The sequence below is a fragment of the Parabacteroides sp. Y3-G-102 genome (genome assembly GCF_023656845.1).
Taxonomy (GTDB): domain Bacteria; phylum Bacteroidota; class Bacteroidia; order Bacteroidales; family Tannerellaceae; genus Parabacteroides; species Parabacteroides distasonis.
Genome location: NZ_JAMOKU010000007.1, coordinates 111,905 through 124,432, shown reverse-complemented (window position 1 = coordinate 124,432; position 12,528 = coordinate 111,905). Strand labels below are relative to the sequence as shown.

The following is a 12,528-nucleotide window of genomic DNA, read 5'->3' as shown; positions in this document are numbered from 1 at the left end:
TATATTCTTAAATTACTATTTTGAGGGGATGAGACGGGGCACGCCCCGTCTCTACAATCTCGGATAGATTATACGTATATAAATTGAATTGATAGTATGTATATAGATAAGATAATAAATAAGCGATCCCCTAGTCTGATCCTCTGTCTCGCCGGCTGGTCCACCTCGCCGGAGCTTTTCCGCCATCTGGAAGTACCGGAGCAGACAGACCTATGGATTGCCTACGATTACAGGACGCTCGGGTTCGAAGAGACGTTCGCCCCCTATAAGGAGGTGCATCTGGTCGCTTGGTCTTTAGGCGTATGGGTAGCCACCCGGCTCTGGGCAGGCCACCGATCCTTTACCACGGCGACCGCCCTGAACGGTACCCCTTTTCCCATGCACGATACGCTAGGCATCCCGACCGCAATCTTCGAGGGAACCCTCCATCATATCAGCGAGGAAGGCATGCGTCGCTTTAACCGCAGGATGTGCGGAGACAAGGAGACATTCAATCGCTATTCGGAACTCTCACCACGTCCGCTGGAAGAGATCAAGGAGGAACTGGAATCTCTATATAATCAGATCCTCCCGGAAAAGCTCGAATCAGCCGATCCGCGGATATCCGCCTTCTGGGATCAAGCCATCCTGTCCACCGAAGATAAGATATTCCCGGCAACCAACCTCCGGAACTACTGGCAAGGCCGTTGCCCCATCCAAGAGATCAAGGCGCCTCATCTTCCTTTTTACCACTATCAATCATGGAACGAATTATGGAAGTGATCGAACAAGAACGGATCCGCCGGCGTTTCAGCCAAGCGGTGAATACATACGACGATCACGCGGAAGCCCAGAAACGGATATGCGCCCATCTGGTACAGCTATTGACCGTATACACCTCCTCTCATTTCCGCAGGGTGCTGGAAATCGGTTGCGGAAGCGGCGGATTCACCCGTTTATTAAAACAAGAATGCCAAATCGAGGAATGGGTACTCAACGATCTTTGCGAGACTTGGCAAAGCGCCATCGAGGAGTTGTTTCCTTCCGCCCCTCCTCTATTCTTGGCCGGTGATGCCGAGCGACTGGCTTTTCCCGGCACGTTCGACTTGATTGCCTCGGCCTCCGCCCTGCAATGGATGAAAGACCTTCCGCGTTTCCTCCATAAGCTATCGTCCACCCTATCGCCCGGAGGCATACTGGCTTTCAACACCTTCACGCCGGACAACCTTCACGAGATCAAGGAACTGACCGGAGAAGGGCTCACCTATCCTACCGCCGGACAATTAAGGGAGTGGTTATCCACCTACTTCCGGATCGTCCATGAAGAGGAAGGAAATATCGCCCTGACCTTCCGGCACCCGCTGGAGGTGCTAAGACATCTAAAGTACACGGGTGTCACGGCCAACGCCTCTCGCGTCTGGACACGGGGAAAACAGGAACGTTTCTGCCGGGATTATCAAGAGAGATTCCCCTCGGCGGATGGTGGAGTCACATTAACTTACCGTCCACTCTATATCTTAGTGGTCAAAAGATAAAGGTGAGGTAGGTCGCCTCTTCCGAAGTATTGATCCTTTCACCTATATGATATGATCGTATCACAAGGGTGAAACGATCTTTTCACCTAGGTGATACGTTCTTTTCACAAGGGTGAAAAGATCAATAGCACAGAAGAAAAGGAATAAATCTCTTAGAGACAAGGGGGAATATCCATAGAGACAAAAGATTAATCAAGCAACTATTTAAACAACAGAACAATGAGCCATCAAACGAAAGAAAATGTATTATTTATCTCCGGCATAGACACGAACGTCGGAAAGACCGTAGCCACCGGAATGATCGCCAAGGCATTGGCGAAAGCCGGAAAGAAAGTGATCACCCAAAAGATGATACAGACCGGATGCGAGCACGTATCGGAGGATATCGAGGCACACCGCCAAATCCAAGGGATACCCTTTACCGACGAGGACACGCGAGGGTTGACTTGTCCTTATATCTTCACCTATCCTTGCTCTCCCCATATGGCGGCGGCGAAAGATGGAAGACGTATCGATTTAGACACGATCACCCAATCCACCCGGCGATTGCGAGAGACCTACGAGTATGTACTACTGGAAGGAGCCGGAGGACTGATGGTGCCGAACGACATGGAATCCCTTACGATCGATTATGTGAAGGAACAGGCGTATCCCCTGATACTAGTCACGTCCGGCAAGCTGGGAAGTATCAATCATACTTTGCTCAGCCTGTACGCCTGCGAGCGATACGGCATCGAGGTAAAAGCCATCGTCTATAACCAATATCCAAGCATCGACCCGCTGATCGAGGCGAATACCTTGGAGTATCTAAAGGCCAAATTCCCGGAAATCCCCTTAATCCTCCTTCCGGAAATGAAAAAGGGAAGCGAGGAGCTTCCCGATATTCGCCCGTTGCTATAACGCCCTATCAAGCCGGATCAGGAAATAGATCCAGTATTTTCTGATCCGCTTTTCTCCGGATCTCCGGTGTAATGCTATCCTTCACCATTTTCAATACGAAAGTCATCACCGCCACATCGTCCGTGAAGCCGATAATGGGGAGCACGCTCTCCGGGATCAAGTCGAAAGGCAATATAAAGTATCCTAAAGCCCCGATTATATAAGCCTTATGTTGAAGAGACACCTTTTCATCCTGCAACATATAATACAGCGTGAAGACAGGACGCAATACCGTAGCCCCCACTTTCTTCGCTACCCGCTCTATCTTCTTCCAGAAACTCTTCTCCGAGAAATAAGTCCCATATCTTTGTATCTCATGTACTTCCTCGAAAGGAACATCCTCAATCTTTCTTGTGTCCATAAACGAATCCTATTAAATCATCTTTCACAAAGATAACAAGTAGTGTAGAAAAATTGCACATCAAATGAGGAAATATTACACAATGCCACCTCCACACCCGTATTCAAAGCTTTTCGTAATAATCTCATAAGAAAACAATTATAAAGAAACCTACAGGATTTATCACATCTGGCACGCCTTTTTCAGATAATCCTCTAGTTAGTATAGGTATTAATAAGACGTTTTAAACAAAAAGAGATGAGAAATGTAAAAACATGGGGCATACTATTCCTATGTCTACTTCTATTGCCCGGGGTAGCGTATGCACAAAAAAGACAGATCGAGGGAACGGTGATTTCCCAAGAGGACAAGGAGCCTCTGATCGGAGCGACCGTTATCGTAAAAGGGAGCCTGTCGGGAGCAGAGACCGATCTTGACGGGCATTTCACGCTGGAAGTTGATCCTGACGCCAAATTCATTATTGTGGATTACATCGGCATGAAGCAGACCCAAGTACCTATCCCGAAAAGCGGTATCTTAAACGTGGCTTTACAACCGGAGGCGATGAACCTCGATGAGGTCGTGGTAACCGGTTACGGTAACTTCTCACGTTCTTCCTTTACCGGTTCCGCCAACACTTTACGGGCTGACCTACTGAAAGAGATGCCGGTGGTTTCCATAGAACAGAAACTACAAGGCATGACCTCCGGTGTCAATATCACGGGAAGCTCCGGGCAACCGGGAGCGAACGCATCCATCCGTATCCGTGGTATGGGCTCGTTCAACGCATCGAACGAACCTTTGTTCGTGATAGACGGAGTTCCCGTCACCTCGGGCAACCTAAGTACCGGAAGCGGTTCGGAGGCCTCCTACATGAACAATGCCAAGACCAACATCATGAGTACGATCAATCCCTCCGATATCGAGAATATCACGGTTATCAAGGATGCCGCCGCCGCCTCCCTTTACGGTTCCCGTGCGGCCAACGGTGTTATCTTGATCACGACCAAACAAGGATCGAAAGGACGTACCCGGGTCACGTTGAACGCTAGCGCCGGATTCTCGGACGCCGCGGTAGACTTCCGCCCGACCCTCAACGGAGAGCAACGCCGGGAACTACTTTATGAAGGCTTGGTTAATTACGCGCAAGACCAGATCGCCAAAGATCCCGCATCTTTCACCCAGACTCCGGAAGAGTACGCCAACGCCAATATCGGGGCGTACACCTCTGTTCCCGCCTTAGGCTATACCGATTGGAAAGACGTGTTGATGAGACGGGCCGTACATCAAAATTACGAGGCTTCCGTTTCCGGAGGCTCCGAGAACACGACGGTCTACAGCTCCTTGGGTTATCAAAAACAAGAGGGTCTGGTGGAGAACTCATCGATGGAACGGTACTCCGGACGCTTTAACGTGCAACAAAAGATCGGCAAACGAGGCGAGGCCGGAGCGAACCTCATGTTCTCGCAAGTGAATCAAGAGATGAACGAGGAACGTACATCCAGTATCAATCCTTTCTATTGCATGGCGGTAGCCACTCCTCCCTCCTACCCGGTATTTAACGAGGATGGTTCCTACGCCAATACCTATCCCGGAACGAACGTAAATCCTTTGCGGGATATGCGTACCGACTATAACCGGGTTCGTATGACCCGTATCTTCGGTACGGCGCACGGTGCGGTAGAGATTATCAAAGGACTTAAATTAAAGGAAGTACTCAGCTATGATTATAGCATCCAGAAGGATGCCCGCTATTTCAACGCATTAAGCGGGGCGGGTCCCAAGAGCGGTAGCGATGCCCAATCGTCCAAAGGTTTTATCGAATACGGGAAATTGATCTCTTCTACCTCGTTGAACTACGTGAGGACATTCGCCAACAAACATCATCTGGATGTACTAGCCGCTTATGAGGCGGAAAGTTTCCAGACGGATAAAGCCGCCGGTGAGAAAAGCAAGATGCCGTCCGACCAATTATTCGAGCCGGACAATGCCGCCGTTATAAACAGTTTCGTATCCTCTACACAGGATTATCGGTTGCTTTCTTATCTAACCCGCTTGAATTACGATTACGACAACCGGTATTATATCGCCGGAAGTTTCCGCCGGGATGGTAGTTCCCGATTGGCGCCGGAGCATCGCTGGGGTAATTTCTGGTCGGTCTCAGGCATGTGGCATCTGGGAGCCGAGGATTTCATGAAAGCCGTAAAGCCGGTGTTGAGCGATGTCAAGATCCGTGCCTCTTATGGCGTGAACGGTAATCAGCCGGGATCTTATTACGGTTATATGGGTTTATATAGTTACGGAAAGAACTATATGGATAACCCCGGTTCGTATGAAAGCACACAAGCCAATCCCAATCTAAAATGGGAGAAAAACTATAATATGAACCTCGGGCTAGACCTCGCGTTTATCGATCGCATCTTCGTAACGCTCGAGTATTACAATCGTGACACCAAGGATTTGCTTTACAACCGTCCGATCAGCGCCACGACCGGATTCCTGAACTATCTGGGTAATCTGGGGCAGTTAAACAATAAAGGTGTCGAGCTGGAGGTTCGTTCCTTGAATATCTCGAACGCAGATTTTAATTGGACTACGGTATTGAACTTGACACATAACAAGAATAAGATCGTGGCCCTTGATGGTAATCTCGATCAAGTGGTAGAAAGTAGTTGGTTTATCCGGAAAATAGGATTGCCATTCAATACATTCTATGTAAAGGAATTCGCCGGGGTAGATCCCTCGAGCGGAAATGCGCTGTATTATAAAAATACGGAAGACGAGAACGGCAATCTAGACCGCACCTTGACCCAAGATGTCAATGAGGCGCAAGCGGTTCCTTATAAACAAGTAGATCCAAAGATATCCGGCGGCCTTACCAATATCCTTTCTTATAAATGGTTCGACTTGGCCTTTACGCTCTCTTATTCGTTGGGCGGCTATTCTTTCGACAAGACCGGTACGTATATCGAGACAGACGGAGCCAGCGAAGGAAACCGTAATCTGCCCATCTATGAGTTAGACCGTTGGCAAAAGCCCGGTGATATCACCGACATTCCCCGTTTCGTATTGGGACGCTCCGACAAAGTGAGCGGTGGTTCCTCTCGCTTCGTACATAGTACGGATCACTTGCGGTTAAAGAACCTGACGTTCGGGTTTACCCTGCCTCATAACTGGACCGATAAAGTCTTGCTGGATAAAGTCCGTGTCTATTTCTCCGGCAGCAACTTGCTGACTTGGGCGAAATGGAAGCAATATGATCCGGAAGTGCCCGTATCCGGCGAGGTATTCTGTGAGACACCGCCCATGCGAACCTTTAGCTTCGGCGTGGAAGTTAATTTCTAAACACAACAATTCATTCGATAAAAAAGAAATACAATGAAATGGTCAATTAAATATATCGTAAGCGCTCTTCCTTTCTTATTCACGGCTTGCTCCGGAGATTGGCTGGATCTGGATCCCTCCACTTCCGTGACCAGCGATAACGCTATTCAGTCACTGGAAGACGCTAAAACCGCATTAAATGGAATCTATCGCATAGCATCCGAGCATAGTTATTATGGAGACAACTACCTCTATTATGCCGACTGCCGTGGCGAAGACGTACAAGCTCGTATTGACAAAGGTCCCGGCAGACGTGTATCTCCGTACTATCTGTTCAACGTAGCCGCCGACGACGCTTTTAATATCACGAGAGTATGGAACCAACCCTATATCGTGATTCATCAAGCGAACAGCTTAATCGAGAAAATAGACAACGGTAGCGTCCAAACCTCCGACACGCAAGAAATCGCCCGTATAAAAGCAGAGGCGTTGGCTATGCGTGGCTTGGCCTTATTCGATTTAACCCGCCTCTTTGGCATGCCTTATACACTGGATAATGGGGCGTCCTTGGGTGTGCCCATCGAGATCAAGACGGAGTTGCCGACTCACCAACCGTCTCGCAACACGGTAGCCGAATGCTACAACCAAGTGATCAAAGACCTGACCGAAGCCTTACCCAACCTTGTTACAACCAAATCCGACGGTCACCAAAATGTATGGAGCGTGAAAGCACTTCTATCTCGTATCTATTTATATATGAACGATAACGAGAACGCCCTTAAATACGCTCAAGAAGTAATCAATAACGGAGGTCTTTATACCTTGTTCACGCACGATGAGTATACCTCCGTATGGGGAAAAGACTTCAATTCCGAATCCCTGTTCGAGTTCTACTTTACGCTTACCGAGCCTTCCGGCGGTAGTGGCGGAGAGGGCGCTCCCATGGTATATGCCGATAACGTGAAAGATTGGAACAATTTGGTCTTGACGAAAGATTTCTTGGATTTACTGGGTGAAGACCCGGATGATGTTCGCCATGCCTTATGCCGCTTACCTCAAAAACCGGACGAGGATATCCTTCCAACCGGTTCGACCGGACATCCTAAATATCTGGCGAAGTATCCCGGAAAAACAGGAGATGTATTGACCGGCAATCCGCAAGACAATGACCTATGCATCATCCGTCTGTCCGAGATATACTTAAATGCGGCCGAGGCGGCTTTCAAGCTAGGAAAACGTAGCGAGGCGTTAGGCTACCTGAATCAAATCGTAAGCCGAGCCAACCCCAATAAATCCGTTAGCGACTCCGAGCTTTCCCTAGAGAGAATCCTTAAAGAACGCCGCAAAGAATTGGTTGGCGAAGGACATGCGTTCTTTGATTACATGCGTAACAATATTCCGGTAATCCGCAAGGGCGGTTGGCATTTGCCGCAATTACCTACCGACGCACAGGTGATCAACGCTTCCGATCCCCGGGTAGCACTCCCGATTCCGCAAAGCGAGATCGACGCAAACCCGAATATCGTACAGAATAAACGGTAACCAACAAGAAAAAGGGGAATGGCATTAAAACCATTCCCCTTTTTCTTGTTTCGCTTATTTCTTTTTCAAGATCCGTTGCGCCGAATCCGACAGCACCACGATCGCACCGGCCAGTATCGCCGTATCTTTTATCACCAATCGCCCGGCCCCCGATAATAACGGGAAACCAAATTCCCCGCTGCCAAGATTAGGTACCCAGACCTCCGGAGTCGTGACCAAGAAGGACAACGTCCCGAACGTCATGATTATAGCCAACCCCGCTCCTACCAAACCGATCTTCGGCGAGAAAATGCCGAGGAAAGTCAAGATACCGATCGCCATGATCAAGATTCCCAAGCCACGAGAGAAGCCATACGTGTTATTCTCTTGATGCCACTCATGCTTCGCTTGATCGAACTCACCCTCTTTTAATTTATACGTCTTATATTCGGGAGCGCTTTTCGTATAGAAGAAACTCATGAAAGGGCTGTTCGCCACAAACGGAACGATGCCTTCCGCTTCATAATTCCAGAACTTCAAACCGCCGATCCACACAAATATGATCAAGATCGATATACGGATCAAATGAATACCTAGCTTCTGAGTAGAGGCCGCCACTTGCAAAAACGAGTAAAACAGGTCATTCAACTTTTTCATCTTATTATTTGTTTTATAGTATTGAACTTATACCGCAAAGATCGGTAGAAACACCTATCCCGTAAATGGCGATTTTACCGGATGAGTTAGCAATTATTCCCGTTTCTCTCTTTTCCGGTACTCAGAGACGCTTTCTCCCGTCATTTTCTTGAAAAAACGGCTGAATGTGGCTTGATCCTCGAAGCCCAAGATCTCCGTGATTTCCTTCGCGCTCTTCTGGCTATATAATAGCAATCGTTTGGCCTCAGCCTCAATTCGTTCGTGAATGATCCGTAACGGAGAAGGTAATCCGCAAGTCGTAAAAAGGTTGGATAGGGTTTTTGGGGAGCGATGCAGCATATCCGCATAATCTTGGACCATCTTCTTTTCCTTAAAATGGTTATCTACCAATACATAGAACTGGCGAACCATATCGAACGCCTTTTCCCGTTCCGGGCTTACCGAAAACTTCTCACGTGCGATCCGGGTGCACAAAATAATGAAACGTTTCAGTAAGATACGCAGCATCTCCTCTTGCAAATTATCCTTTATGGCGTACTCACTCGTTAGGCTGTCGGTGATATCGCGCAAAGAGGCAACTTGGGATTCGCTCAATTTCAATTGCATCACATTGGAAGTCCCGTTAAAAAGAAAACCATTACACGACACCTCATTGTCATGTCCGAAAATACAATAGAAGTTACTGTTAAACAGAAGGGTCAAGTACTCGCCATTGATCGTCTTGAACTCGATATGGTGCAAAGGAGTCAAGGGAATAATCTCACCTTTCACTAAGGTAGTCGGTACGTGATCGATCTCCAGTTGCAACGAACCGCTTTGTACCCAAATAAACTTGTAAAGCGTATTATCTTTCTGCAAAGCAAGGTTCGTGTGATACGAATCGGTCAACGCTATATTACCTCTTAAGCGAGTATTAAAAATATATTCCATAGATTTCTTCCGGATTTTAAGACGGATAAAGATAACAATATTATATAAACAAAAAGCGGAAGTTCACTTTATTCCCAGCAAACTTCCGCATCACTAATCCCCAAAACACACTATACGAGTTATTTCGACTCTAATAAAATATCATCTACCAATTTCTTCAACTCATTCCTCGGCATAGCCCCTTGAACCATACTCGGTTCTTTCTTCATCGGTACAAACAATAAAGAAGGAATACTACGGATACCGAAAACACTCGCTAAATCCGCCTCTTTATCGACATTCACCTTATATACGTTGATTTTACCCTCGTACTCTTTGCTGATCTCATCCAAGATAGGAGACATCATCTTACAAGGGCCACACCAAGTGGCATAGAAATCGATAACCGCAGGTTTATCACCCTCGAACTTCCATGCGTTCGGGTTTGTCTCAAAGTCATACACTTTCTTTACGAAATCTTCTTGTGTTAATCCTGTTACTGTCATTTTATTTTCTGTTTTATTGTTATTATTCTTATTTCCATTACTAGCGTTCGCCATTCCTACCAAAAGACTTGCGAACAATACGGCACCGACCTTAATAAAACCCATCTTGAACCTCCTTTTTATTTATTACTTTGTCTTCTATTTATATTGCAAAGTTCATCTTATTTCCACGATTAAGAAATGGCCATATCGCCGGATAAGTTTGCAATACTTCCCGATCCCCATCAAAAAAGTATAAAATAAGTTTTTTCAAGATAAATGCCGAACCTTGGTTAACAAGATCCGGCATATCGTACATTCTTTTTCCGTAAAACCTCAACGATCTACAAATGCAACTGCAAGCCGATAGAAACCGGATGCACCTTCGGACCTTTCCCATTTTCAAAGAGGTCGATCGGTGAGTACTTGGCGTAAAGACCGATCCAATCCCAACCGGCTTGAAATAAGAAATCCATAGTTACCGGACGGATATTCATACCGGAATCCATTTTCTCTTTGTGCTTTTTACCGGAAGCGTCATTATATACGATCTTCGAGGAAGAACAAGTCTTGATCACACCGACTACACCCGCAGACAAGAAGAATTCACTCGAACGCTTTTTAGGTTGCCATTCCAATAACAACGGAATGGTCAGACTCGTGATATTCAACTTACTCGCTTTCAACGTAACACCCTCAGGAGCCGGACGTAAAGCCGTAACACCGTCTATCTCCTTGAAATACTCATTCGAATCTATACGGTAACGGCTCCAACGCATACCGGCACCGATCACCACTGCCCAACGATACCGAGAGAACGGGAACGCTTTTTCCAATACATTCAAATTATATTCCAATGAGTTTCCACTACGAAGGGAGACTCCGTCTACATCATTTACATGTAAACTCCCATCCGCAAAGTTCGCGAAGCCCATTCCAAAACCGGCCCAATGCGGATTGAAGTCCTTATCCCAAGTAGGCACAGGGATATTGATAGACTTCACGTGTTTACGGCGTTCATAGCTTTGTCCGTCCCGGTAATGCCCTTCGAAGATCAACTCGTCGTCCACGGAATCACCATCCTCGTCTACCTCATACACCCTGACTTTCATGCGATCGCCATTATCTTTCACCTCGATACGTTTTCTCTCAAGGGTGATAATCGTATCCCCAGCCAAAGGCTCAACCTCAGCGGCCATCAACCCGATTACCGGGAAGCAAGCCATTAAGACTAAAAGTATTCTTTTCATCTTCCTATCTGTTTTGTTTGTTTATAAATCTTTCTTCGTAAATAATAGCGTGATTAAATCATCACTATCCAAATCTCCCTCAATGTACACCAAGGTTATTACCCCTTTCTTGCTGACCTTAAAAAGGACAAAACGGTTGATATCTGCTTCTACGCCCTTCAACTGGTAATAAGCGGAGACTACCCCTCCATCGTCCGTCACCTCTTTGATCTTCCGGGCCCCTTTCTGGTCCGCTTCCAGACATTGGCGGGTAAACCGCAGGGCTTCCGGATCATCTTTGATCGTAATACTCTTATAACGAGTCATGCCATACGTTTCCAACATCTCGTTAGACAACTCCACCATCGTGACATTACGTTTTTTGCCATATCGTTGAAAGACTTCCTGAATCTTCAAGTCTTTCTGTGTCTCGGCAGCCGAGACACCACAAGGCATTAAGCAAAATACCGCCACCAGCAACCATAACATGTATTTGAACCGTCTCATATTTACAGTATTTTTATTCATTATCATCAAATAAAGAACGAAGCTCGTTCAATTGGTTATCAATAATCATACGGTCGGCCTCATCACGATCCGCTTCCGGAAAGTACTCATCCGCAGGTGTGGCCACCTCCTGCAAAGCTTCCAGCGCCATGGAGCGAACTTTATGAATATCCGTATAACAACGACCGTTTATAACGACATAATTATCCGAGCAGAAGCAAGGATCTACCGGATTCAACAGATGGTTAAGCCCCAAAAGCAGCAAGAAACTGGCGGCGATACCGGATACCAAATACAACACGGATCGTAAAGTAAACGTCTTCTTTTCCTCCACCTTTTCCGCATCCAGCATAAAAAGGATATCCTCATCAATCGGAATCAATGCCTCATCCGGCTGTCGCTCCTTCCGGCTCTCTTCCTCCAAATAGGCAAACATAGGCGTATAGACCGCCAACCTGTCCGGAACATTCCCGGAAGTAAAGAAGGCTCGAAGTTCCCGCTCTTCTTCCGAAGAGGTTTCTCCTTCAAAATATCGGTTTAATAACTCGTCTATGTCCATTTCTCTTGTTTATTTAATTGTAAAAACTGTTCCCGTATCTTTTTCCGAGCCCTTGAGAGATTCACCCGGACATTCTCGACCGGTGTAGCCGTGATCTCCGCAATCTCGGCTAACTCATAGCCCTCTACATCCTTCATCCGGATAATGGTTTGCTGCAAAGCGGGCAACTGGGCGATCAAGTGCCGTATGCATTCGGCGGCATCCCTTTGCTCCAGTTGTTCGTCGGGGCTTACCGCATCCGATACCAACGTAACGCTCTCCAACTCCGATCCCTGCGGCTTTCGCAACTTTATCTTATCCAATGAGAGATTTTTCGTAACCTGCATAGCCAGCGCCTCCACGCTATGGTAGGCATCCAGTTTTTCCCGGATATACCAAAGCTTTATGAATGCCTCTTGCACCACATCCTCAGCATCGGCTGTGTCCTCAACCAGTCTCTGGGAGAAATTCAACATCTTCTGCCGGAGAGGTAGTACGGTTATTTTAAACGTCTCAAGTTCCATTTCTATAATCAAGACGACAAAGGAAGAAAAACATATCATGG

At 46.9% G+C, this 12,528-nt stretch carries 13 protein-coding genes; 5 read left to right on the top strand and 8 right to left on the bottom strand.

Annotated features, from left to right (window positions below; genetic code table 11):
- Positions 1–96: 96 nt before the first annotated feature.
- From NBH16_RS05205 to bioD, 3 genes are all read left to right on the top strand, one after another.
- Positions 97–762, top strand: a complete 666-nt coding sequence (locus tag NBH16_RS05205; RefSeq protein WP_005864854.1) for a DUF452 family protein — start codon at positions 97–99, stop codon at positions 760–762.
- Positions 753–1,514 carry a malonyl-ACP O-methyltransferase BioC gene (gene bioC / locus NBH16_RS05200; RefSeq protein WP_121961164.1) on the top strand — a complete coding sequence of 254 codons (762 nt, stop codon included), beginning with the start codon at positions 753–755 and terminating at the stop codon, positions 1,512–1,514. The genes NBH16_RS05205 and bioC overlap by 10 nt, the downstream gene beginning before the upstream one ends.
- A 219-nt stretch (positions 1,515–1,733) precedes the next feature.
- Positions 1,734–2,414: a dethiobiotin synthase gene (bioD, locus tag NBH16_RS05195; protein WP_005864849.1), complete on the top strand. Its 681-nt coding sequence runs from the start codon at positions 1,734–1,736 to the stop codon at positions 2,412–2,414.
- A 7-nt stretch (positions 2,415–2,421) separates the two neighbouring features.
- On the opposite strand, the gene NBH16_RS05190 is transcribed toward bioD, so the two are convergent.
- Positions 2,422–2,814, bottom strand: coding sequence for a YkvA family protein (locus NBH16_RS05190; RefSeq protein WP_250788198.1), 393 nt, complete (start codon positions 2,812–2,814; stop codon positions 2,422–2,424).
- A 237-nt stretch (positions 2,815–3,051) separates the two neighbouring features.
- Here NBH16_RS05190 and NBH16_RS05185 point away from each other — a divergent pair, with 237 nt between their 5' ends.
- Entirely contained in the window at positions 3,052–6,138 is a 3,087-nt protein-coding gene (locus NBH16_RS05185; protein WP_250788197.1) for a SusC/RagA family TonB-linked outer membrane protein, read from the top strand.
- Between the two features lie 33 nt (positions 6,139–6,171).
- Positions 6,172–7,659 (top strand): RagB/SusD family nutrient uptake outer membrane protein, encoded by a 1,488-nt coding sequence (locus NBH16_RS05180; protein ID WP_008780175.1) that lies wholly within the window; start codon positions 6,172–6,174, stop codon positions 7,657–7,659.
- A 54-nt stretch (positions 7,660–7,713) separates the two neighbouring features.
- Here the strand turns inward: NBH16_RS05180 and NBH16_RS05175 are convergent, their stop codons facing one another.
- The 7 genes from NBH16_RS05175 to NBH16_RS05145 form a co-directional block, all read right to left on the bottom strand.
- Complete coding sequence (locus NBH16_RS05175) at positions 7,714–8,295, bottom strand: DUF417 family protein (RefSeq protein WP_005864846.1); 582 nt, start codon at positions 8,293–8,295, stop codon at positions 7,714–7,716.
- A gap of 93 nt (positions 8,296–8,388) precedes the next feature.
- Complete coding sequence (locus NBH16_RS05170) at positions 8,389–9,225, bottom strand: helix-turn-helix domain-containing protein (RefSeq protein ID WP_211738201.1); 837 nt, start codon at positions 9,223–9,225, stop codon at positions 8,389–8,391.
- A 119-nt stretch (positions 9,226–9,344) separates the two neighbouring features.
- A complete protein-coding gene (gene trxA, locus NBH16_RS05165) occupies positions 9,345–9,815 on the bottom strand; it encodes a thioredoxin (RefSeq protein WP_250788196.1) in 471 nt (156 codons plus the stop codon).
- Positions 9,816–10,033: 218 nt separating this feature from the next.
- Entirely contained in the window at positions 10,034–10,939 is a 906-nt protein-coding gene (locus NBH16_RS05160; protein ID WP_008773404.1) for a Rossmann-fold NAD(P)-binding domain-containing protein, read from the bottom strand.
- A gap of 21 nt (positions 10,940–10,960) precedes the next feature.
- Entirely contained in the window at positions 10,961–11,425 is a 465-nt protein-coding gene (locus tag NBH16_RS05155) for a DUF6108 family protein (protein ID WP_005854747.1), read from the bottom strand.
- A gap of 13 nt (positions 11,426–11,438) precedes the next feature.
- Positions 11,439–11,984 (bottom strand): PG0215 family putative anti-sigma factor, encoded by a 546-nt coding sequence (locus tag NBH16_RS05150; RefSeq protein WP_048927640.1) that lies wholly within the window; start codon positions 11,982–11,984, stop codon positions 11,439–11,441.
- The gene (locus NBH16_RS05145; protein ID WP_081024228.1) at positions 11,975–12,526 is read right to left on the bottom strand and encodes a GFO_1088 family ECF-type sigma factor; all 552 of its coding nucleotides are present in this window, start codon (positions 12,524–12,526) and stop codon (positions 11,975–11,977) included. Before NBH16_RS05145 ends, NBH16_RS05150 begins: the two co-directional genes overlap by 10 nt.
- Positions 12,527–12,528: the final 2 nt, after the last annotated feature.

Coding starts and splice junctions, on each gene's coding strand:
- NBH16_RS05160 (WP_008773404.1), bottom strand. CDS start 10,939: ATGAAAAGAATACTTTTAGTCTTAATGGCTTGCTTCCCGGTAATCGGG.
- bioC (WP_121961164.1), top strand. CDS start 753: ATGGAAGTGATCGAACAAGAACGGATCCGCCGGCGTTTCAGCCAAGCG.
- bioD (WP_005864849.1), top strand. CDS start 1,734: ATGAGCCATCAAACGAAAGAAAATGTATTATTTATCTCCGGCATAGAC.
- NBH16_RS05180 (WP_008780175.1), top strand. CDS start 6,172: ATGAAATGGTCAATTAAATATATCGTAAGCGCTCTTCCTTTCTTATTC.
- NBH16_RS05185 (WP_250788197.1), top strand. CDS start 3,052: ATGAGAAATGTAAAAACATGGGGCATACTATTCCTATGTCTACTTCTA.
- NBH16_RS05205 (WP_005864854.1), top strand. CDS start 97: ATGTATATAGATAAGATAATAAATAAGCGATCCCCTAGTCTGATCCTC.
- NBH16_RS05155 (WP_005854747.1), bottom strand. CDS start 11,425: ATGAGACGGTTCAAATACATGTTATGGTTGCTGGTGGCGGTATTTTGC.
- NBH16_RS05175 (WP_005864846.1), bottom strand. CDS start 8,295: ATGAAAAAGTTGAATGACCTGTTTTACTCGTTTTTGCAAGTGGCGGCC.
- NBH16_RS05145 (WP_081024228.1), bottom strand. CDS start 12,526: ATGATATGTTTTTCTTCCTTTGTCGTCTTGATTATAGAAATGGAACTT.
- NBH16_RS05150 (WP_048927640.1), bottom strand. CDS start 11,984: ATGGACATAGACGAGTTATTAAACCGATATTTTGAAGGAGAAACCTCT.
- trxA (WP_250788196.1), bottom strand. CDS start 9,815: ATGGGTTTTATTAAGGTCGGTGCCGTATTGTTCGCAAGTCTTTTGGTA.
- NBH16_RS05170 (WP_211738201.1), bottom strand. CDS start 9,225: ATGGAATATATTTTTAATACTCGCTTAAGAGGTAATATAGCGTTGACC.
- NBH16_RS05190 (WP_250788198.1), bottom strand. CDS start 2,814: ATGGACACAAGAAAGATTGAGGATGTTCCTTTCGAGGAAGTACATGAG.